25 protein-coding genes are annotated in these 20,794 nt (G+C 70.7%); 19 read left to right on the forward strand and 6 right to left on the reverse strand.

What is annotated here, in order from left to right; translation table 11 throughout:
- Nucleotides 1-80: 80 nt before the first annotated feature.
- From JIAGA_RS27370 to JIAGA_RS34275, 4 genes are all read right to left on the reverse strand, one after another.
- Nucleotides 81-347, reverse strand: a complete 267-nt coding sequence (locus JIAGA_RS27370) for a hypothetical protein (RefSeq protein ID WP_035812053.1) — start codon at nucleotides 345-347, stop codon at nucleotides 81-83.
- Nucleotides 348-388: 41 nt separating this feature from the next.
- Complete coding sequence (locus JIAGA_RS0103710) at nucleotides 389-589, reverse strand: hypothetical protein (protein WP_026874620.1); 201 nt, start codon at nucleotides 587-589, stop codon at nucleotides 389-391.
- Between the two features lie 225 nt (nucleotides 590-814).
- Nucleotides 815-1,432 carry a tyrosine-type recombinase/integrase gene (locus JIAGA_RS27375; RefSeq protein WP_051425666.1) on the reverse strand — a complete coding sequence of 206 codons (618 nt, stop codon included), beginning with the start codon at nucleotides 1,430-1,432 and terminating at the stop codon, nucleotides 815-817.
- Between the two features lie 85 nt (nucleotides 1,433-1,517).
- Nucleotides 1,518-1,655 (reverse strand): hypothetical protein, encoded by a 138-nt coding sequence (locus JIAGA_RS34275; protein ID WP_157552667.1) that lies wholly within the window; start codon nucleotides 1,653-1,655, stop codon nucleotides 1,518-1,520.
- A gap of 229 nt (nucleotides 1,656-1,884) precedes the next feature.
- Between JIAGA_RS34275 and JIAGA_RS27380 the strand changes: the two genes are divergently transcribed.
- Nucleotides 1,885-2,769, forward strand: coding sequence for a sugar phosphate isomerase/epimerase family protein (locus tag JIAGA_RS27380; protein ID WP_425402776.1), 885 nt, complete (start codon nucleotides 1,885-1,887; stop codon nucleotides 2,767-2,769).
- A gap of 115 nt (nucleotides 2,770-2,884) precedes the next feature.
- Here JIAGA_RS27380 and JIAGA_RS27385 read toward each other — a convergent pair whose 3' ends face one another.
- Nucleotides 2,885-3,376, reverse strand: a complete 492-nt coding sequence (locus JIAGA_RS27385) for a hypothetical protein (RefSeq protein ID WP_035812056.1) — start codon at nucleotides 3,374-3,376, stop codon at nucleotides 2,885-2,887.
- Nucleotides 3,377-3,843: 467 nt separating this feature from the next.
- Between JIAGA_RS27385 and JIAGA_RS0103735 the strand changes: the two genes are divergently transcribed.
- From JIAGA_RS0103735 to JIAGA_RS27395, 10 genes are all read left to right on the forward strand, one after another.
- Nucleotides 3,844-4,476, forward strand: a complete 633-nt coding sequence (locus tag JIAGA_RS0103735) for a TetR/AcrR family transcriptional regulator (RefSeq protein ID WP_026874621.1) — start codon at nucleotides 3,844-3,846, stop codon at nucleotides 4,474-4,476.
- 145 nt (nucleotides 4,477-4,621) lie between these two features.
- Entirely contained in the window at nucleotides 4,622-5,380 is a 759-nt protein-coding gene (locus JIAGA_RS0103740; protein WP_026874622.1) for an ABC transporter ATP-binding protein, read from the forward strand.
- Nucleotides 5,377-6,105, forward strand: coding sequence for an ABC transporter permease (locus JIAGA_RS0103745; protein WP_026874623.1), 729 nt, complete (start codon nucleotides 5,377-5,379; stop codon nucleotides 6,103-6,105). Before JIAGA_RS0103740 ends, JIAGA_RS0103745 begins: the two co-directional genes overlap by 4 nt.
- A 110-nt stretch (nucleotides 6,106-6,215) precedes the next feature.
- The gene (locus JIAGA_RS0103750; protein WP_026874624.1) at nucleotides 6,216-7,145 is read left to right on the forward strand and encodes a proline dehydrogenase family protein; all 930 of its coding nucleotides are present in this window, start codon (nucleotides 6,216-6,218) and stop codon (nucleotides 7,143-7,145) included.
- Entirely contained in the window at nucleotides 7,142-7,948 is an 807-nt protein-coding gene (gene proC / locus JIAGA_RS0103755) for a pyrroline-5-carboxylate reductase (RefSeq protein ID WP_035812058.1), read from the forward strand. Before JIAGA_RS0103750 ends, proC begins: the two co-directional genes overlap by 4 nt.
- A 7-nt stretch (nucleotides 7,949-7,955) precedes the next feature.
- Nucleotides 7,956-9,131, forward strand: a complete 1,176-nt coding sequence (locus tag JIAGA_RS0103760) for an acetoin utilization protein AcuC (RefSeq protein WP_026874626.1) — start codon at nucleotides 7,956-7,958, stop codon at nucleotides 9,129-9,131.
- 335 nt (nucleotides 9,132-9,466) lie between these two features.
- Complete coding sequence (locus tag JIAGA_RS0103765; RefSeq protein ID WP_026874627.1) at nucleotides 9,467-9,685, forward strand: helix-turn-helix domain-containing protein; 219 nt, start codon at nucleotides 9,467-9,469, stop codon at nucleotides 9,683-9,685.
- Between the two features lie 151 nt (nucleotides 9,686-9,836).
- Nucleotides 9,837-9,938 carry a 30S ribosomal protein bS22 gene (locus tag JIAGA_RS33640; protein ID WP_074946526.1) on the forward strand — a complete coding sequence of 34 codons (102 nt, stop codon included), beginning with the start codon at nucleotides 9,837-9,839 and terminating at the stop codon, nucleotides 9,936-9,938.
- Between the two features lie 63 nt (nucleotides 9,939-10,001).
- Nucleotides 10,002-11,036 carry an NAD-dependent epimerase/dehydratase family protein gene (locus JIAGA_RS36325; protein WP_211239497.1) on the forward strand — a complete coding sequence of 345 codons (1,035 nt, stop codon included), beginning with the start codon at nucleotides 10,002-10,004 and terminating at the stop codon, nucleotides 11,034-11,036.
- The gene (locus JIAGA_RS27395) at nucleotides 11,026-11,943 is read left to right on the forward strand and encodes a lysophospholipid acyltransferase family protein (RefSeq protein ID WP_084469448.1); all 918 of its coding nucleotides are present in this window, start codon (nucleotides 11,026-11,028) and stop codon (nucleotides 11,941-11,943) included. Before JIAGA_RS36325 ends, JIAGA_RS27395 begins: the two co-directional genes overlap by 11 nt.
- Nucleotides 11,944-11,957: 14 nt before the next feature.
- On the opposite strand, the gene JIAGA_RS0103780 is transcribed toward JIAGA_RS27395, so the two are convergent.
- Complete coding sequence (locus JIAGA_RS0103780) at nucleotides 11,958-12,827, reverse strand: HAD family hydrolase (RefSeq protein WP_026874628.1); 870 nt, start codon at nucleotides 12,825-12,827, stop codon at nucleotides 11,958-11,960.
- Between the two features lie 55 nt (nucleotides 12,828-12,882).
- On the opposite strand from JIAGA_RS0103780, the gene JIAGA_RS0103785 reads away from it, so the two are divergent.
- From JIAGA_RS0103785 to JIAGA_RS33645, 8 genes are all read left to right on the forward strand, one after another.
- Nucleotides 12,883-13,128 carry a glutaredoxin family protein gene (locus JIAGA_RS0103785; protein WP_026874629.1) on the forward strand — a complete coding sequence of 82 codons (246 nt, stop codon included), beginning with the start codon at nucleotides 12,883-12,885 and terminating at the stop codon, nucleotides 13,126-13,128.
- A 196-nt stretch (nucleotides 13,129-13,324) separates the two neighbouring features.
- Entirely contained in the window at nucleotides 13,325-14,059 is a 735-nt protein-coding gene (locus tag JIAGA_RS27400; protein WP_051425667.1) for a redox-sensing transcriptional repressor Rex, read from the forward strand.
- Nucleotides 14,056-15,438: a glutamyl-tRNA reductase gene (locus JIAGA_RS27405; RefSeq protein WP_035812061.1), complete on the forward strand. Its 1,383-nt coding sequence runs from the start codon at nucleotides 14,056-14,058 to the stop codon at nucleotides 15,436-15,438. Before JIAGA_RS27400 ends, JIAGA_RS27405 begins: the two co-directional genes overlap by 4 nt.
- On the forward strand, nucleotides 15,435-16,382 hold the full coding sequence (hemC, locus tag JIAGA_RS0103800) for a hydroxymethylbilane synthase (RefSeq protein WP_026874630.1): 948 nt from the start codon (nucleotides 15,435-15,437) through the stop codon (nucleotides 16,380-16,382). The genes JIAGA_RS27405 and hemC overlap by 4 nt, the downstream gene beginning before the upstream one ends.
- Before the next feature lie 14 nt (nucleotides 16,383-16,396).
- Nucleotides 16,397-18,007, forward strand: a complete 1,611-nt coding sequence (locus JIAGA_RS27410; RefSeq protein WP_035812063.1) for a bifunctional uroporphyrinogen-III C-methyltransferase/uroporphyrinogen-III synthase — start codon at nucleotides 16,397-16,399, stop codon at nucleotides 18,005-18,007.
- Nucleotides 18,008-18,094: 87 nt separating this feature from the next.
- Complete coding sequence (gene hemB, locus JIAGA_RS0103810) at nucleotides 18,095-19,078, forward strand: porphobilinogen synthase (protein WP_026874631.1); 984 nt, start codon at nucleotides 18,095-18,097, stop codon at nucleotides 19,076-19,078.
- A gap of 62 nt (nucleotides 19,079-19,140) precedes the next feature.
- Entirely contained in the window at nucleotides 19,141-20,670 is a 1,530-nt protein-coding gene (locus JIAGA_RS0103815; RefSeq protein WP_026874632.1) for a sodium-dependent transporter, read from the forward strand.
- Nucleotides 20,667-20,789 (forward strand): methionine/alanine import family NSS transporter small subunit, encoded by a 123-nt coding sequence (locus tag JIAGA_RS33645; RefSeq protein ID WP_084469449.1) that lies wholly within the window; start codon nucleotides 20,667-20,669, stop codon nucleotides 20,787-20,789. Before JIAGA_RS0103815 ends, JIAGA_RS33645 begins: the two co-directional genes overlap by 4 nt.
- The last annotated feature ends 5 nt before the right edge of the window (nucleotides 20,790-20,794 follow it).

Below are 20,794 nucleotides of genomic sequence, written 5' to 3' on the forward strand. Positions count from 1 at the left end.
CCTTGGCGGCGCTAGGTCGTAGCGTCGTGCCCTGAGAGGCCATACGCACGGGGGCGGAGGCCTGGGGCGGTGGGTGGGCATCAACGGGTGAGGTCGCCTTGCCTCAGGATGCGCCACACGTCCGATGCCCGCACCCACGCCAAGTCATCGGCGCCCTGATGACCAGCGCCTTCGATCTTGACCATGACGTGTGTCTGCGTCCAACGGATGGCAACTGCCGGTCGGTAGTGCACGCCGTTGGCCTCGTTGATCAGGCGAACGATGACGGGTATGTGGCCCTGGTTGCGTGGAGGCACGCCCTGTGGCGGCATCTCCTCGTTCGCATAGTAGAAGTTCGGCGTGGGCACTAGGCCAGAGTAGAACTGGTGTTCGATCCCTGGCCAATGGATCAGCAGACCTCTTCAAGGAACACGACGGCCACCCAGTCATGGAACGGGCGGTCGGGCGGGTAGTTCGTCTTCATGGCGTCAACGACGAACTCACCGCCGTATTGCTCGAAGCCGTCGCACATGAGACGGCGTTCCCCGTCCGAGGCGTGGTCCCACAGGTCCATGAGCATGCTCGCGAACAGCATTTCGCTCTCGCTCATGGGTGGGGTGCTCGGTGGCGGTGGCGGGGTGCGTTCCGCCTCGATGACGCAGCCCGACAATGCCAGGACAGCAAGCGCTGTCACGAACCCCCGTGCCTTCATGATGCCCCCCAGCTCATGAACGGATGACCCACGCTACAGCGCAGGTCGGACAGAACGTAGACGACGAAGAGCCCCGCCCGGTTTACCGCCGGGCGGGGCCTTCTTTGCATTCAGGGTCTGCGGTCAGGCCGTCTGCCAGTCACGAGCGCGCATCGTCTGCACAACATCGGTAGGGCGAAGGTGGTCGACGTACCTACTCGTGATGGCCAGCGAGGCATGACCAAGCTGGCGCTGGATGCTGTGCACCGGGGTCCCGGTCTCAGCCATGTCGAACGCCAGGCTGTGGCGTAGCCCGTGCGGGTGCACCCTCTTGGCGATCCCGGCCTTCATGCCGAGCTTGGCCAGTGCTGCCCGGACGTAGCGGGGCGACATCAGGTCGCCCACGTGGCCCTTCGAGTAGCTGGCGAACACCGGGTGCCGGTGCGTCAGCCCGAGCTGTGCCCTGCGGTCCAGCCACGCCTGGATCAGGGATGCCGAGTACGGGTCGATCCCCACGAGACGGGACTTGCCGCCCTTCCCGTTGCGCACGCGGACGGTGCCCGCGTCCAAGTCCACGTCCTTGGGCAGTAGCGCCAGGGCCTCAGAGATCCGGAGCCCGGAGCCGTAGAGCGTGGCCACCAGGGCACGAAGCCGGACACCGGAGTTGCTACGCCGGGAGGCGGCGCCCAGCAGGGCGCCAACCTCGGCACGGGTCAACGGTTCCGGTGGGAACCGCATGCCCTTGTTCGACGGCGGGGTCATGGCTACCTCCCGATCAGTGAGGCGGCGACGAACGCCGCCATGCTGATGAAGACGAGGGCCAGGAGCAGGAGCGCAAAGTCCCGGTTCATCGCTTCAGGTCCTGGAAGGAGACCCGACGGCGCGGCTCCGGCGGTCCAGCCGCTTCGGGGGACCGGGCGAACTCGTCTAGCAGGTAGTACTCGTCGTCGTGCTCAGGTGCGTCGATGGGGAATACTGCGGACACGGCTGCCTCCCGTAAGGCGGTCGAGGGAGCCAGCGGGGGTGCTTCCCCGCTGGCCTCCCGCTCCGCTCGAAGGCAATCCCAAATGCTGGCACTGGGAATACGACGAGAGCCTGCTGCCCTGAGGTTCCCCCGCCTGCGGCGAACTCCTGCCGCGAGCGCGGCCCGGGCGACCCCCGCGCCGCTTACGCTTGGGAGCGTGTCCGAACTGCGCCAGAGTGCTTCCGGGGTGCTGCGCGTTCCCGAATCGCCGGTGGGGCTGTCTACGGCGTCGGTGTACCCGCAGGGAGTCGCGACCGCCTTCGAGATGGCGGCGTCGCTGGGTTACGACGGCGTAGAGCTGATGGTCTGGACCGACCCGGTCAGCCAGGACATCGACCAGGTCCACGATCTGGCGCAGCGCTACGGCATGCCGGTGCTGTCGGTGCACGCGCCGTGCCTGCTGATCACCCAGCGGGTGTGGTCGCCGGACCCGATGCAGCGGCTCACCCGCTCGCTGGAGGCGGCCAGGCGGCTCGGCTCGTCCACCGTCGTCGTCCACCCGCCCTTTCGCTGGCAGCGCGAGTACGCACGCAACTTCGTGGAGACGGTGGCGCGGCTGGAGGACGAGTCCGGCGTCACCATCGCGGTCGAGAACATGTACCCCTGGCGTGCGGCCGGCCGCGAGGTGGCCGCGTACGCGCCGGACTGGGACCCCACAGACGAGGACTACCGGCACATCACGCTCGATCTGTCGCACGCCGCGGTGGCCGGCATGGATTCACTGGAGATGGCCGAGTCGCTGGGCGACCGGCTCAGTCACGTGCACATGACCGACGGCACCGGCTCGTCGCGTGACGAGCACCTGATCCCGGGGCGCGGCAAGCAGCCGTGTTCGGCACTGCTGGAGCGGTTGGCCCGCATCGAGTGGTCCGGGGCGGTCATCCTCGAAGTGACCACCCGCCGGGCGCGCAGCACCGCGGAGCGCGAGGCGGATCTCGCCGAGGCATTGGCGTTCACCCGGCTCAACCTCGCCGCGTCGGTGCAGACGGCGTTCGCCGTCGGCCCCGACGGCACGGCTCAGATGGTCGCGCGGGCACGCGAACGCGCCGAAGGCGGCATGACCTCCGGCGCGTGAACAAGCGCCGCCGAGCAGCACGGGGGAGATTGCCGCAGGAGAATGCGGTCGGGCAACCTCCGCCCCGTGCTCTCAGCTGTCAGGCGTCGAACACCTGGACGGTGTCAGGCAGGGTTCAGTTGCCCTGCGGGAGCAGCTGCGTGCCCTCGGGCAGCAGGTCGAGCAGCTCCTGCTCGGTCAGCTCGTCCAGAGCAACACCCTCCGGCAGCAGCTCGGTCAGCTGCTCCTGCATGTCGGCCGGGATCTCCTCCGAGCCGTTGCAGGCCTCGTACTCGCCGTACTGGCTGCCCAGCAGGATGTTGAACGGGCCCTGCCAGAACCACGGCAGGATGCAGGCGTTGTCGCCGATGCTGCTGCCCTCGGTGTCCTCAGCGGCACCGTTGCAGGCCGAGTACGACCCGTCCTGGTTCTCGACCAGGAAGTTGATCGGGCCCTGCCAGAACCAGGGCAGGACGCAGGCGTTGTTCAGGATGTCGACCTCGGGCAGCGCGTCGGTGCCCGGGACCTCGACACGGTCGGAGCCGGTAGCGGAGGCCGTAGCCCCGAAGCCGACGCAGGCCGCGAAGGCGACGCCAGCGACGAGAGCGCCGCGCAGTACGTTCTTCACAACAATACTCCTCGAATGATCACACTGTGTTGCGGGCGGATGGTGCCGTGATGCGCATCAGCACGACAGCTTTGACGGGTCGAGCGCCTATGTCAAGCGTGTTGTCGGAGAGTCACCTCATTGGTGTGACAGGTCTGGTCGGATGTTTCTTCCCGCCGCCGGATTTCGGCCGCCCGAACTGCTGTGTCCTGCGGGTTTGATGCCACCAGTCCCAGTCTGGGGTGGTTTGCGGTGCGCGTTGGTCATTATCTGACGGCTGTCGGGAATGTGCCGAACCGGCTGCCCAAGCAAAGGCACGTTCCAGAACACCGAATTTCGGTGAGAAAGGGTTCGATCGGCACATTGAGGAGTTCTCGTAGCAGGTGCGGAATCGGGCGGCGCTGGATGACGTGTCGCGGCCGGTTGACGCGACGGTGCTGGCAGCGGCAGATTCATCGCATGCTGAATTGTGTGCCGGTGGGGCCGTCGTGACGAGCGAGCCGAGCCGTCGGAAGGGCCGGCCGGCTGGGCGCGGGCGCGCGGGCCGGCGTCGCGGCGCGCCGGACACTCGCGGCGAAATCCTGGCTGCCGCCCGTGCCCAGTTCGGCGAGCTCGGCTACGACGGTGCCACGGTCCGGGGCATCGCCGGTGCGGCGGGTGTCGATCCGGCTCTCGTGCACCACTATTTCGGTGCCAAGGAGAAGCTCTTCCTGGCCGCCATGGAGATCCCGTTCGACCCGGCGATCATCAGCGAGCGCATCGCCGACGACTCCGTCGGCATGGGCATCGGCGAGCGGGCGATCCGCACCTTTCTCGGCGTCTGGGGCGATCCCGCCGCGCGGGCGCCCATTCTGGCGATGCTCCGCTCGGCGATGCGGCACGAGGCCGCGGCCACGCTGCTTCGTCAGTTCATCACCCGGGCCATCCTCGGCCGGGTGCTGGTGGCGTTCGACGGCATTCCCAGCGGGCCGCTGCGGGCCGAGGCGCTGGCGTCGCACCTGATCGGCCTGGCCATCGTCCGGTACGTGGTGAAGCTCGAGCCGATCGCGTCGGTGTCGGACGAGGAGCTCATCGCTCTGGTGGCCCCCGTGCTGCAGCAGTACTACGACGGCGCCTTCTGAGGTTCCGCGCACCCCGTCGCCAGCGTTGATCTTGGAGTAACCGCGGAAACTTCGTCCGATTCGCCGGATTGATTCCGCGAATATTCCAAGATCAACGGGAGGGAGGGCGTTGACGGCTGCCTTGTGCATGCGCGATATTCAACACATGATGAATTACGCTTCGAACGCCGCCGCGCCACCGGCGGTGCGGATCCGTGGGCTGCGCGTGGTCCGCGGTGCCCGCACGGTGCTGGACGACTTCGGGCTGCAGGTCCGCCCCGGCACCCTGACGGGCCTGCTCGGGCCCTCGGGGTCAGGCAAATCGACGCTGATGCGCGCCATCGTCGGCGTGCAGAAGGTGGCCGGCGGGACCGTCGAGGTCCTCGGCCGCCAGGCCGGTACGCGGGAGCTACGCGACCGGGTCGCCTACGTCACCCAGGCTCCCAGCGTGTATGCCGACCTCACCGTCCGGCAGAACCTGCGCTATTACGCCCGGGGGCTGGGGGCTCCGGCCGCGGACGTCGATCGCGCCGTCGACCAGGTCGACCTGGCCTCCCACGCCGACCACCTGGTCGGCCGGCTCTCCGGTGGCCAGCGCTCGCGGGTGTCGCTGGCGACGGCCCTGCTGGGAGAGCCGGAGCTCCTAGTGCTCGACGAACCGACCGTGGGGCTCGACCCGGTGTTGCGGGTCCAGTTGTGGGAGCTGTTCCACCGCCTCGCCGCCGACGGCGCCACGCTGCTGGTGTCCAGCCACGTCATGGACGAGGCGGAACGCTGCGAGCGGCTCGTCATGCTGCGCGAGGGTGCGCTGTTGGCCGACGACACCCTGGCCGGCCTGCTGGCCCGCACCGGCGCGGCCGACGCCGAAGGTGCCTTCCTGGAGCTGATCGAGAAGGCGGAGACGACAGAGGAGAGCGGCCGATGAGCCCGCGCATCACCGTGGCCACGGCCACCCGGGTGCTCCAGCAGTTGCGCCACGATCCGCGGACCATCGCGCTGATGCTCGTGGTCCCGAGCCTGCTCATGGCCCTGCTGTGGTGGATCTACGACGGCGGGCCGCTGTTCGACCGGATCGGGCCGGCGCTGCTGGCGATCTTCCCGTTCCTGGTCATGTTCCTCGTGACATCCATCGCGACCCTGCGCGAACGCACGTCCGGAACGCTGGAACGGCTGCTCTCCATGCCCACCGGCAAGCTGGACTTCCTGCTCGGGTACGCGCTGGCGTTCGGCACCGTCGCGCTGGTCCAGGCGATCGTCACGTCGTCGGTGGCGGTCGGCCTGCTGGACCTGCAGACCGCCGGCCCCACCTGGGTGCTGGTCGCGGTCGCGGTGTTCGACGCCCTCCTCGGCGTCGCGCTCGGCCTGTTCGTCAGCGCCTTCGCGTCGACGGAGTTCCAGGTGGTCCAGTTCATGCCGGCGCTGGTCCTGCCGCAGTTCCTGCTGTGCGGCCTGCTGGTGCCGCGCGACCAGCTGCCCGACGTCCTGGAGGTCGTCTCCGACGTGCTCCCACTGTCCTACGCGGTGGACGCGATGAACGAGGTGCAGGCGTACACCGACCCGGCCGTCTGGGCGCAGCTGGGCGTCGTGCTGGGCTTCTCGGTCGCGCTGCTCGCCCTCGGCGCCGCGACGCTGCGCCGCCGTACCGACTGACGTCCGGGGTTCCGGCAAGGCGTGCCGTACCCTGGCGGAGTCCGTGCGGAGCGCAACTGTCGTCCCCGAGGCGACGGACGTGAGGAGAGGGCACCGACGTGGCAGGATCCATGGTGCGGTCGGCGTTGCTGGGTGCGTCGCACAGCGACCGGTTGCGGCTCGCGGTGGAGCGGTTCCCACTGACCCGTAATCTGGTCGAGCGGTACGTGGCGGGCACCGAGCAGGCCGACGCGGTCCGCGTCGCCGGTGACCTCGTCGACGACGGGCTGACGGTGACCATCGACCATCTCGGCGAGGACACCCTCGACCGGTCGCAGGCCACGGCGGTCGCGCAGGCCTACGTGTCGCTGCTCGAGGCGGTGCAGAAGAACGAGTTCGGCGCGGACGTCGAGGTGTCGGTCAAGCTGTCAGCGGTCGGGCAGGCACTGCCCGGCGACGGCGAGGCCATCGCTCTGGACAACGCACGGCAGATCTGCCAGGCCGCGGCCGACGCCGGCACCACGGTGACCCTCGACATGGAGAATCACACCACCACCGACTCCACCCTCGGCATCCTGCGCGAGCTGCGGCAGGACTTCCCGAGCACGGGCGCGGTACTGCAGGCGTACCTCAGGCGCACCGAGGCCGACTGCCGCGACCTGGCGCACGAGGGCTCGCGGGTGCGGCTGTGCAAGGGCGCCTACAACGAGCCCGAGAGCGTGGCCTTCCAGGACCGCGGCGAGGTCGACCGGTCCTACGTGCGCTGCATGAAGGTGCTGTTCGGCGGCGAGGGCTACCCGATGATCGCCACCCACGACCCCCGGCTGGTCGAGATCGCCGGGTCGCTGGCCGCCCGCCACCGCCGGGAACAGGGCAGCTACGAGTACCAGATGCTCTACGGCATCCGGCCGCGCGAGCAGCGCCGGCTGGTCCGCGCCGGCGAGAAGGTCCGCGTGTACGTCCCCTACGGCCAGGAGTGGTACGGCTACCTCGTCCGGCGGCTGGCGGAGAAACCGGCCAACCTGGCGTTCTTCCTTCGATCGGTGGCGAGCAAGAAATGACGACTGCGATCCTCGGGGCCGGAGTCATGGGCGAGGCCCTGCTGTCCGGCCTGGTGCAGGCCGGGCGGCAGGTCTCCGAACTCCTGGTCACCGACCGGCGGCCGGAGCGCGCGGCCGAGCTGACCGAGCGGTACGGCGTCGAGGTGGTCACCAACCCCACCGCGGTGAAGCGCGCCGACACCGTCGTCATCGTGGTGAAGCCGCAGGACATGGGTTCCCTGCTGGACGAGGTCGCCGAGGCTGCCCGGCCCGGTCAGCTGTTCGTGTCGCTGGCAGCCGGCATCACCACCGCCTACATCGAGTCCCGGCTGCCCAGCGGAGTGGCCGTCGTCCGGGTGATGCCCAACACCCCGGCGCTGGTCGACGAGGGCATGGCGGCCATCTCCGCCGGCTCCCACTGCGACGAGGCCCACCTCCGCGAGGCCGAGGACCTCATGCGCTCCACCGGCAAGGTGCTACGGGTGCCGGAGAAGCAGCAGGATGCCGTCACAGCGATCTCCGGCTCCGGTCCGGCGTACGTCTTCTACGTCGTCGAGGCGATGATCGAGGCCGGCGTGCACATGGGCCTGCCACGGGCCACCGCGACCGAGTTCGTCGTGCAGACGCTGGTCGGCTCGGCCAAACTGCTGCGCGAGACCGGTGAACACCCGACCGTCCTGCGGGAGCGGGTGACGTCGCCGGGCGGCACCACGGCGGCGGCGCTGCGGCTGCTGGAAGAGGGCCGCGTGCGGGCGGACTTCCTGGCCGCGATGGAGGCCGCGAGGGATCGCTCGCGCGAACTGTCCTCGGGCGAGCCCGTGTGACGTCACCATGACGCACGCCGTGCACGTCGCCTGGGACGAGTCGCTGACCAGCTACGACTTCGGGGACGGACATCCGCTGAACCCGTTGCGAGTCGACCTGACCATCCGGCTCGCGCGCGAGCTGGGTGTGCTGGACCGCCCAGGTGTGCACGTCGCCGCGCCGCAGCCGGCCGACGACGCCAGCCTCCGCACGGTGCACACGTCCGACTACATCGCGGCGGTGCGCGCGGCCGAACCGCACACCGTCGACGTCGCGCACGGGCTCGGCACCACGGACGACCCCTGCTTCGCCGGCATGCACGACGCCAGTGCGCTGGTGGCGGGCGGCACCATCGAGGCGGCGCGGGCAGTGTGGTCCGGCACGGCCAGCCACGGCGTGAACGTGGCCGGTGGCCTGCACCACGCCATGCCGTCCGCTGCGTCCGGGTTCTGCGTCTACAACGACCCGGCGCTGGGCATCCGGGCGCTGCTCGATGCCGGCGCCGAGCGGGTCGCGTACGTCGACGTGGACGTCCACCACGGTGACGGCGTCCAGGCGGTGTTCTACGACGACCCCCGGGTGCTGACCATCAGCCTGCACGAGTCACCGCGGACGCTGTTCCCGGGCACCGGCTACCCGGAGGAGACCGGCGGTCCGGGCGCGGAGGGCAGTGCCGTGAACGTCGCGCTGCCGCCCGGCACCACCGACCGGGGCTGGCTGCGTGCCTTCCACGCCGTCGTGCCGCCGCTGCTGCGTACGTGGCGTCCGCAGATCCTCGTCACGCAGCACGGCTGCGACAGCCACGTCGAGGACCCGCTGGCGCATCTCGCCCTCACTGTCGACGGGCAGCGCGAGTCGTACCGGCTGCTGCACGAGCTGGCGCACGAGCTGTGCGACGGGCGCTGGGTCGCCACCGGTGGCGGCGGCTACGCGCTCATCGAGGTGGTGCCTCGGGCATGGACCCACCTGCTGGCCATCGCCGCGGAGAGCCCGATCGACCCGGCGACGGCCACCCCGCAGGCCTGGCGCGACCACGTCATGGCCCGCTACGCCCGCCGCGCCCCGTCGCGGATGACCGACGGCGCGGAGCTGTCGTTCCCCGACTGGTCGGACGGATACGACCCCGCCGACTGGCTGGACAAGGCCGTCGTCGCCACCCGCACCGCCGTCTTCCCCCTGCACGGCATCGACCCGTCCTTCTGAACCGGCGGGCGGGCCTGAGCCGGGCGAGACCGCCGCGCCGTGGCGCCGCCGCCAAGCAAGCCGTCGGGTGAGGGATGCCGGCCAGGGGTTCGGTCGGGCATCGGGGGTGAGGGACGAGCCCCCGCGGGCGGGGACGGCATTCCTCACCCGACGGCGCAACCAGCGGCACCACGAGCGACCAAACATCACGAGAACGGATCAATCCGGGCGGGCGGCGAGTTCACTTCCCCATCCCCCTTTCCCATCCGTCACATCCGCCACTACCATCGAGGTCAGTAGCGATGCCGACCACGCGCGCCCGACCAATGGCGACGCCGGCACGTCGTGGAGGGGCGATGACGACCAACGGACCGGAAGCACCACTCGGAGAGGTGCGCTTCCTCACCGTCGCCGAGGTGGCGACGGCCATGAGGGTGTCGAAGATGACGGTGTATCGCCTGGTCCATGCCGGCACGTTGCCCGCGGTCCAGGTGGGCCGGTCCTTCCGCATCCCCGAGAGCGCGGTGCACGAGTACCTGCGCGAGTCGTATGTGCGGGGCATGCAGGCCGGCTGAAACATCACGATTGGACGACGCACCGGACCTGCCGGGTACTCTTACGCCAGTGCGCGCGCCCGTCGTGCGTGGCAGGTACCAGTCCGCGGGCCACGTCAACGGCCGGCGAGTGGACAACCGACTGACCGTTATTGACGAGTGAGGGTGCCCTGTGGGCTCTGTGATCAAGAAGCGCCGTAAGCGGATGGCGAAGAAGAAGCACCGTAAGCTCCTGCGCCGCACGCGAGTGCAGCGTCGCCGCATGGGCAAGTAAGCAGCTACACGCGGGCTTCGTGCCCGCACTCGGGGGAGTACGCGCGGCGGAGAGCGGGGCACGGTGTCCAGGGTCGTGATGGTCGTCGGGGTAGCCCGGTACCTGGGCGCCCGGCTGGCCGAGCTGCTCTCCGCCGATCCCGAGGTCGAGCGGGTCGTCGGCGTCGACGTCGTCGAGCCGGCCGAGAGCATCGGGTCCGCCGAGTTCGTGCGCGCCGACATCCGCACGTCCGACATCGGCCGCGCCATCCGGCGGACCGCGCCGGACACCGTCGTCCACATGAACATCCTGGCCACCCGGGCCGACGCCGGTGGCCGGGCGCCGCAGAAAGAGATCAACGTCATCGGCACCATGCAGCTGCTGGCCGCCTGCCAGCGCTCGGAGTCGGTGCGCAAGGTCGTGGTGAAGTCGTCCACGGCGGTGTACGGCGCCGGGCCGAACGCGCCGGCGCTGTTCTCCGAGGACATGGTGCCCGGGGTGTCCGTGCGGGGCGGCTACGAGAAGGACGCCGGTGAGGTCGAGGCGTACGTGCGCGGGTTCTCCCGTCGCCGTCCCGACGTCGACGTCACCATCCTGCGCTTCGCCAACGTGCTCGGCCCGACCATCCGCACGGCGCTGTCGGAGTACTTCGTGTTGCCCGTCGTGCCGGTGGCGCTTGGCCGCGATCCGCGGTTCCAGCTGGTGCACGAGCGGGACTGTCTCGACGCGCTGCGGCTGGCCACGGTCGCCGAGCGCCCCGGCATCTTCAACGTCGCCGGTGACGGCTTCCTGGTGCTGAGCCAGGCGCTGCGCCGCGCGGGCCGGCCGGCGCTGCCGCTGCCTACCCTCGGCACCCCGCTGGTCGGCGGGATGCTGCGGCGCACCGGGGTGGCCGACATGGACGCGGCCATGGTGAGGTTCCTCACGCACGGCCGTGGCGTGGACACCGGCCGGATGCGTGCCAGGCTCGGCTTCGAGCCGGCGTACAGCACTCTCGCGACGTTCGACGCGTTCGCCGCCGCGCGCGCCCAGGGCGGGCTGCTCGACCGCGACCGGGTGCGCACCGTCGAGCAGACGGTGCGCGGCGTGCTCACCGGGGAGGCCGGCCATGGCCGATGACCCCCAACTGACCGGCGCGGTCGACCGCGTCGCCACCTCCATCGGCCGGGTGCTGCGTGACCGACTCGGCGTCGATGCCGGCCAGCTCGACAAGCTGGTCGATTTCGTCGGCCGCCGGCTCACCGGTGACTTCGAGGTCGACGCCTTCGGTTTCGACGAGGAACTGACCGAGACGGTCCTGCTGCCGGTGCTGCGGCCGCTGTACCGGCACTGGTTCCGGGTCGACGTGCGCGGCATCGAGAACATCCCGGATGCCGGCTCCGCGCTGGTGGCCGCCAACCACTCCGGCACCGTCCCGCTGGACTCGCTGATGACCCAGCTGGCCGTCCACGACGAGCATCCCCGGCACCGTCATCTGCGCACGCTCGGAGCCACGCTGGTGTTCCAGCTTCCGGTCGTCTCCGACCTGGCGCGAAAGGGCGGCTCCACCCTGGCCTGCAACGAGGACGTCGAGGCGCTGCTGGCCGCCGGTGAGCTGGTGGGGGTCTGGCCGGAGGGGTTCAAGGGCGTCGGCAAGCCGTTCTCGGAGCGGTACAAGTTGCAGCGGTTCGGCCGCGGCGGCTTCGTCTCGGCGGCGCTTCGCACCGGAACGCCGATCGTGCCGTGCTCCATCGTCGGGGCCGAGGAGATCTACCCGATGATCGGCAACGCCGACTATCTGGCCCGGTTACTGGGGCTGCCGTACTTCCCGGTCACGCCGACGTTCCCGTGGCTCGGGCCGCTCGGGCTGGTGCCGTTGCCGTCGAAGTGGATCATCGAGTTCGGCGAGCCCATCCGCACCGACGAGTACCCGCCCGGTGCCGCCGACGACCCCATGGTGGTCTTCGAGCTCACCGACCAGGTGCGCGACACCATCCAGCGCACGCTCACCGAGCTGCGCGAGCTGCGCGGCCCCGCCTTCGGCTGACCTCGGCGGCCGGCTCAGCGGCGTTTGCGTGCCGCGACGATGCCGAGTGCCGCGCCGGCGACGGCGCCGGTTCCGGCCGCGATGCCCAGGGTGGCGTTGCGCCGGCGGCCCCGGTAGTCGCGAATGCGCCAGCCGTGCTTGCGGGCGTGCCGGCGCAGCCGCCGGTCCGGGTTGACCGCGCACGGGAAGCCGACCAACGAGAGCATCGGGATGTCGTTGGCGGAGTCGCTGTAGGCCGAGCAGCGGGCGAGGGTGAGGTCTTCGCGGGCGGCGAGCGAGCGCACCGCCGCCGCCTTGTCCTCGCCGTGGAGCAGGTCGCCGACCAGCCGGCCGGTGTAGTGGCCGTCGACGTGTTCGGCGACGGTGCCCAGGGCGCCGGTCAGCCCGAGCCGCCGGGCGATGATGGTGGCCACCTCGACCGGCGCAGCCGTCACCAGCCAGACCCGTTGCCCTTGGTCGATGTGGAGCTGGGCGATGGCTTGGGTGCCGGGCCAGATCTTGTCGGCCATGCGTTCCTCGAAGATCTCCTCGGCCACGTCGGACAGCTCCGCAACGGAGCGGCCGGCGATGAACGTCAGTGCCGCCGCCCGTGCCTCGACGATGTGGTCGGGATCCTCCGCGCCCAGCATGAACTGCAGCTGCTGCCGGCCGAAGCGCACGATGTCGCTGGTGCGCAGCAGGTCGCGCGCGTGCATGCCGCGGGCGAGGTAGAACAGCGAGGCACCGCGCAGGAGGGTGTTGTCGAGGTCGAAGAAGGCCGCGGCGCGGGCATCGGACGGCAGCTCGATACCGGCGATGGCCTCGGCCGTGCTGGCGGCGGCGTCGGCGCGCGCATCGGTGTCCGCCGCGCCGGTGCGGCGCCAGCGGGTACGCAGCCACGCCATGGTCGCCCAGCCTAGCGGCGCCCGGCCCGTCCCCGCCCGCCACTACTCTGGAGTCATGACCGAGCCGGTGCGGGTGCTGTTACTGGGCCGTCCGGGCTGCCATTTGTGTGACGATGCTCGCGTTGTGGTCGAACAGGTCTGCGCCGATCTCGGCGTCGGCTGGGAGGAGCGCAGCATCGTCGGCGACCCGGAGCTGGAGCGCCGCTATGGCGAACAGATCCCGGTGACCTTCGTCGACGGTGCTCAGCACGACTTTTGGCGGGTGGACCCGGATCGGCTGCGCCGGGCGCTGACGGTGTGACCGGCAACGGGGCCCTTAGCATCTCTGCGTCACCGGCGCCCGGCGGGGGCCCATATAGAGCATTCAGGCCGGAACAGCAACTTTGTGCATCCGTTCACAAGTGGCCTAGGGTAGAGCGCATCGTACGTTCTGCCGGTGCGGGTTCGACACCCGCCCCCTGACTGTCGCTATCCGCGCCGGCCTACCGGGGAGTGTCGTGACCCGAAACAGCCGCCCGTCGTCCGCGCCGACACCAGCCGCAGCGCCGCCGCGCGGCGTGCCGGAGGCGACGGTCGCGCGGCTCCCGCTCTACCTTCGGGCGCTCACCACGTTGGCCGAGCGGGGCATCGCCACCGTCTCGTCCGAGGAGCTGGCCACCTCCGCCGGCGTCAACTCCGCGAAGCTGCGCAAGGACCTGTCCTACCTGGGTTCCTACGGCACCCGGGGGGTCGGCTACGAGGTCGACTTCCTGCGGCATCAGATCTCCCGCGAGATCGGGCTGACGCAGGACTGGGCCGTGGTCATCGTCGGCATCGGTAACCTCGGCCACGCGCTGGCCAACTACGGCGGTTTCGCCTCGCGAGGTTTCCGCATCGCCGCGCTGGTCGACGCCGACCCGAACCGGGTGGGCGAGCTGGTTGCCGGGCTGCACGTCCGGCACGCCGACGAGCTCGAGCAGGTCATCGACGAGCTCGGTGTCTCCATCGGCGTAGTCGCCACCCCGGCCCGGGCCGCTCAGCTGGTCTGCGACCGGCTGGTCGCGGCCGGCGTCACCAGCATCCTCAACTTCGCACCGGCCATCGTCCAGGTGCCGGAGGGCGTCGACCTGCGCAAGGTCGACCTCTCCACCGAGCTGCAGATCCTCGCGTACCACGAGCAGCGCAAGAACGGCGCGGCACTGGCCCTGACGGCCGAGCAGGCCGCCGAGCTGGCCGAGGCGGTGAACGGATGAGCGTGCTGGCTATCGGCGTGTCGCATCGCAGCGCGCCGGTCGAGGTACTCGAGAGCGTCGCGCTGGACCGTCAGGGCGTCACGAAGCTGCTCGACGACGTCCCCTCCTCGGACGAGATCGCCGAGGCCGTCGTGGTGGCCACCTGCAACCGGCTCGAGCTGTACCTCGACACCGCCACCTTCCACGGCGGCGTCGAGGATGCCAGCGCGCTGCTGTCGCTGCACACCGGCGCCCCGATCGAGCTGCTGACTCCGTACCTCTACGTGCACTACGGCGATCGTGCGGTCTCCCACCTGTTCCACGTCGTCAGCGGCCTGGACTCCATGGTGGTCGGCGAGGCGCAGATCCTCGGCCAGGTCCGCGACGCGTTCCGGCTGGCGCAGACCTCCGGTGCCACCGGGCGGGTGCTGACCGAGCTGTTCCAGAGCGCACTGCGGGTCGGCAAGCGCGCCCACGCCGAAACCGGCATCGACGCGGCCGGCCGGTCCCTGGTCACGTTGGGCCTGGCCAGCGTGCTGCCCGAGGTGGGCGCCGAGGGCTGGTCCACCGGACAGGTCGGCGGGTCGTCCTGGCGCGAGCTGGTGCACGGCGCGCGGGCGCTGGTGATCGGCGCCGGGTCCATGGCCGCGCTGGCAGCGGCAACCCTGCAGCGTGAGGGCGTCGACGTCGTCGTCGCCAACCGGACGCTGGGCCACGGCGCCGGGCTCGCCGACGCCGTCGGCGGCCGCGCGGTGCCCATGAGCGAGATCCCCACGGTCCTCGACGACGTCGACCTGGTGCTGTCGTGCACCGGTGCGGCCGGCGTGGTGCTGCCGTACGACACCGTCGCCGACGCGATGTCCCGCCGGGGCGGCCGCCCGCTCGGCATCGTCGACCTGGCGCTGCCGCATGACGTGGATGCCGGCGTGGCCGAGCTGCCCGGTGTCGTCCTCGCCGACCTCGCCCGCCTCAGCACCGCCGCGGACGACGACGTCACCGACGCGCGGTCCATGGCCGACGACGTCGCCGCCGTGCGGGCCATCGTCACCGACGAGGTCGCCGCGTTCGCGTCCGCCCGGCGGGCCGCGCAGGTGGCACCCACCGTCGTCGCGCTGCGGTCCATGGCCGACGACGTCGTCGACACCGAGCTGACCCGGATGTCCGGTCGCCTTCCCGAACTCGACGAGCGCACCCGCGCTGAGGTCGCCCGGACGGTCCGGCGGGTGGTCGACAAGCTCCTGCACCAGCCCACCGTCCGCGTCAAGGAACTGGCCGCGCAGCCCGACGGCGCGTCCTACGAGGCCGCGCTGCGCGAGCTGTTCGCCCTCGACCGCCGCGCCATCGACGCGGTGGCCAAGCCCGACCCGGTCACCGACACGGAGGGGAGCACGAAGACATGAACACCGATCCCTCCACGGCGACGCTACGGCTCGGTACCCGGGGCAGTGCCCTCGCCATGGCACAGGCCGGGACGATCGCGGCGGCGTTGCGTGCGCGTGGCCACGAGGTCGAGCTGGTCGAGATCACCACCAAGGGCGACGTCTCACGGGCGCCGCTGGACCGCATCGGCGGCACCGGTGTGTTCGTCACCGCGCTGCGCGACGCACTGCTGGACGGGCGCGTCGACCTCGCCGTGCACTCCCTGAAGGACCTTCCCACGGCTCCGGCCGACGGTTTGGTCGTCGCCGCGGTCCCGGCGCGCGAGGACCCACGCGACGCGCTGTGCGCCCGCGACGGTCTCAAGCTCTCCGACCTGCCGTCCGGTGCCCAGGTCGGCACCGGCTCGCCACGCCGAGAGGCGCAGTTGCGGGCACTCGGGCTGGGGCTGGACGTCGTCGGGCTGCGCGGCAACGTCGACACCCGGCTGGGCAAGGTGGCCGACGGTTCGCTCGACGCCGTGGTGCTGGCCAGGGCCGGGCTGGCCCGGCTGGGCCGACTCGACTCCGTCACCGAGGTGCTCGATCCCATGCAGATGCTGCCGGCACCGGGCCAGGGTGCGCTGGCCGTCGAGTGCCGGACCGACCGGGACGAGCTCGTCGACGCCCTGGCCGTGCTCGACGACCCCGCCTCCCGGGCGGCGGTCACCGCAGAACGCTCCCTCCTCGCCGTGCTCGAGGCCGGTTGTACCGCTCCCGTGGGGGCGTACGCCGAGGCGGCCGAGGGTGAAGATGGCCTCGAGCTCTACATCCGGGCCGTCGTGGCATCCCGCGACGGTGCGATGAGTATCCGCAAGTCAGCTACTGGAACCGTCGAGGGGGCCGAACGACTCGGGCGTGAGCTCGCGCGCGAGCTGCTCGACGACGGCGCCGGGGCAGTCATCGATGCCGGGGATCCGGCGTCGTAGGAGGAGATAGTCACGTGACCACTCCGCGACGTGCGCAGCAGCGCACCGAAGAAGGTGGCGTCGCGTTCGTCGGCGCCGGTCCCGGCGACCCGGGGCTGCTCACGCTCCGGGCGGTCGAGGTGCTCGGTGGGGCCGACGTCGTCGTCATCGACGAACCGGCGCACCGCGCGATGCTCAGCCACGCGCCCGGGATCGTCGAGGTTGTCGACGTCAGCGCCGACGACGAAGGCGCCACCCTGACCGCGGCGGCGCGTGGGCGCCGCCTCGTACAGGCCGCCAAGGGGGGACGACGGGTGGTGCGGCTGCTCGGCGGCGACCCGTTCATCCACGCCACCGGCGCCGACGAAGCGCTCGCCTGCGTCAAGGCCGGTATCCCGTTCGAACTGGTCGCCGGTGTCGCGACAGCCACCTCGGTGGCGGCGCACGCCGGCATCCCGCTGGTGACGGGCCGTCGGCGCAGCGTCGAGATCCTCGACGTCGGCGGCAAGATCGACCTGCGGTCCTGTACCGCCGACACCATCCTGCTGACCGGTGTCACCGAGCAGCTCGGGCCCGTCGCCGACGCGCTGGTCGACGCCGGCCGGGTGCCGTCCACCCCGGTGGCGGTGGTGACCTCCGGCAGCACCGTCGAACAGCAGACCATCGTGTCCACGCTGGCCGACGTGGCGGCGGACACCAAGGCCGCCAAGGTGCAAGGGCCGTTCGTCGTCGTCATCGGCGACACCGTCGAGCACCGCGACGCGCTCTCGTGGTTCGAGACGAAGGCGCTGTTCGGCTGGCGGGTCCTGGTGCCGAGGACGAAGGAGCAGGCCGGCGTGCTGTCCACGGCGCTGCGTCGCTCCGGCGCGGTGCCGGAAGAGGTGCCCACCATCTCCGTCGAGCCGCCGCGCAACCCGCAGCAGATCGACAAGGCCGTGCGCGGCATGGTCGAGGGCCGCTATGAGTGGATCGCGTTCACCTCGGTGAACGCACTGCGCGCGGTCAAGGAGAAGCTGACCGCGTACGGGCTGGACGCCCGGGCGCTGTCCGGGCTGAAGGTCGCGGCGGTCGGTGAGAAGACCGCCGAGGCACTGCGGGCCTGGGGCATCGAGCCGGACCTGGTGCCGTCGGGGGAGCAGTCCGCGCTCGGGCTGCTCGCCGACTGGCCGCCGTACGACGAGGTGCTCGACCCGATCAACCGGGTGTTCCTGCCCCGCGCCGACATCGCCACCGAGACGCTGGCGGCCGGGCTGGCCGAGATGGGCTGGGAGGTCGACGACGTGACGGCGTACCGGACGGTGCGCGCCGCGCCGCCGCCGGCCGAGACCCGTGACGCGATCAAGACCGGTAAGTTCGACGCGGTCGCGTTCACGTCGTCGTCGACGGTGCGCAATCTGGTCGGCATCGCCGGCAAGCCGCACGCGTCCACCGTCGTCGCCTGCATCGGTCCGGCGACGGCGAAGACGGCCGAGGAGCACGGCCTGCGGGTCGACGTGCTGGCTCCAGAGCCGTCCATCGAGGCGCTGGCCGAGGCGCTGGCGCAGTTCGGGGCGGCGCGCCGGCAGGCGCTGGTCGATGCCGGCGATCCGGTGCTCAAGCCGTCGCAGCGGCGGCGTGCGTCCGCCCGCCGCAAGAGCGCGCAGTAGTTCGGAAATGATCACGTTGCGTTGGGGTGTTCCCGCTTCACCAGGAATGCAGGCATGGTGAAGCGGGAGGGAGCATACTTGACTTCCATGGGTTTCCCGGAGGTCCGGCCGCGGCGGCTGCGCCGCAATCCGGCGATGCGGCGGCTGGTCGCCGAGACGTCGCTGGAACCGCGGCACCTGGTGCTGCCGATGTTCGTCCGCGAGGGCGCCACCGAACCGCGCCCTATCCGCTCCATGCCGGGCGTCGTGCAACACACCATGGAGTCGCTGCGCAAGGCCGCACTGGAGGCGGTCGAGGCCGGCGTGGGCGGGCTGATGCTGTTCGCCATCCCCGAGCGCAAGGACGCCGTCGGCTCCGGCGGCGTCGATCCCAAGGGCCCGCTCAACGCCGCCATCCGTGAGGTGATCGCCGAGGTCGGCGACGCCACGGTCGTCATGGCCGACCTGTGCCTCGACGAGTTCACCGACCACGGGCACTGCGGCGTCCTGGCCTCCGACGGCACTGTCGACAACGACGCGACCCTCGAGGTGTACGGCCGGATGGCCGTGGCCCAGGCCGAGGCCGGTGTCCACGTCGTCGGACCCAGCGGCATGATGGACGGCCAGGTGGGGGTTGTGCGGCACGCGCTGGACGCGGCCGGTCACACCGACGTCGCCATCCTCGCCTACGCCGCCAAGTACTCGTCGGCGTTCTACGGGCCGTTCCGCGACGCGGTCGAGTCCTCGCTCAGCGGCGACCGCCAGACCTATCAGCAGGATCCCGCCAACGGCTACGAGGCCCTGCGCGAGACCGCTCTCGACGTCGCCGAGGGCGCCGACATGGTGATGGTCAAGCCCGCCATGTCGTACCTCGACGTGCTGGCCCGCGTGCGGGACGCCGTCGACGTGCCGGTGGCGGCGTACCAGATCTCGGGTGAGTACGCGATGATCCAGGCCGCGGCGGAGCGGGGCTGGATCGACCTCGACCGGGCCGTGCTGGAGTCGTTGACGTCCATCCGCCGGGCCGGCGCCGACATCGTCCTCACGTACTGGGCCGTCGATGTCGCCCAGCGGCTGCGGGCACGCGCGTGAGGGCTTCCCCGCTGTCGTAGGGTCCCGCTAATCTCGGACGCAACCTCGCCGAGGGAGTGTGCATGCAACAGCAACGGGAGCAATGGGGCACCCGGGCCGGATTTCTCATGGCGGCCGTCGGGTCGGCGATCGGCCTGGGCAACATCTGGCGGTTCCCCTATGTCGCGTACGAGAACGGTGGCGGCGCGTTCCTACTGCCGTACCTGGTGGCGCTGCTCACCGCCGGCATACCGCTGCTGGTCCTTGAATACGCCATCGGACACCGGTTCCACGGCTCACCGCCGCTGGCCTTCCGTCGCCTGCACCGACGGGCGACGGTGCTCGGCTGGTGGCAGGTGGCCATCTGTTTCGTCATCGCGGCCTATTACGCGGTCATCATCGCCTGGGCAGTGCGTTACGCCGGGTTCTCGGTCCGGCAGGACTGGGGCGACGACCCGGAGGCGTTCCTGCTCGGCGATTTCCTGCAAGTCGGCGACGCAGGGTGGGTGACGTCATACGTCTCGGGCGTGCTCTGGCCGCTGGTGGCCGTGTGGGTGTTCGTGCTGGTGGTGCTCGCGCTGGGGATCCGGCGCGGCATCGAGCGGGCCAACCGCATCTTCATCCCGCTCCTCGTGGTGCTCTTCCTTGTGTTGGTCGGCCGCGCGCTCTTCCTCGACGGGGCCAGCCAGGGCCTGGACGCGCTGTTCTCGCCGGACTGGGACGCCATCACCGACGGCGGCGTGTGGGTGGCCGCGTACGGGCAGATCTTCTTCTCCCTGTCGGTCGGGTTCGGCATCATGATCACCTACGCCTCGCATCTGCACCGCCGGTCCGACCTCACCGGCTCCGCCTTGGTGGCGGGGTTCGCCAACAGCTCGTTCGAGATCCTGGCCGGCATCGGTGTCTTCGCCACGCTTGGCTTCATGGCGGCGGCCAGCGGGGTCGCGGTCGGTGACGTCGCGCAATCCGGGATCGGCCTGGCGTTCATCGCCTTCCCGCAGATCATCTCCACGCTGACGAGCGGGGCCGGCGTTTTCGGCGTGCTGTTCTTCGCGTCGCTGGTCATCGCCGGCGTCACGTCTCTGATCAGCATCGTGCAGGTCGTGGTCTCGGCCGTGCAGGACCGGACCGGTATGGCGAGGGTCCCGGCGGTGCTCTCCGTGGGTGGCGCGGTGGCGCTGGTGTCCATCCTGCTGTTCCCGACGGCGCAGGGGCTGCACTATCTCGATCTCGCCGACCACTTCATCAACCAGTACGGCATCGCGCTCGCGGCACTGGCCGTCGTCATCGTCGTCGCCTGGGTGCTGCGCCGCCTGCCCATGTTCCAAGCCCATGCCAACCTCACGTCGACCGTGCGGCTCGGCGTGTGGTGGCAGATCGTCCTCGGCCTGGTGACGCCGGTGGTGCTGGGCTGGATGATGTGGGACAGCCTGCGGCAGGAGTTCGAGGAGAACTACGGCGGTTACTCCGACGGCTTCCTCCTCGTCGTGGGCTGGGGTGTTGCCATCGGTGCCATCCTCGTCGCCCTGCTGCTGTCGTTGGTGCCCTGGCGCGGACGTGACGAGTTCGTGCCGGCTGAGCTCGACGCCGTCGGCGGGAAGGAGCGAGCATGAGCACCGGAGCCGTTGTGATGCTGATCATCGCCATCCTGATCGTGTGGGGCGGCTTGGGCGCGAGCATCGCCCACCTGCGCCGCCACCCGGACCCTGGGCCGCCGGACGTCGAGGCGTAACCGGA

The organism is Jiangella gansuensis DSM 44835 (genome assembly GCF_000515395.1).
Classification (GTDB): Bacteria; Actinomycetota; Actinomycetes; order Jiangellales; family Jiangellaceae; genus Jiangella; species Jiangella gansuensis.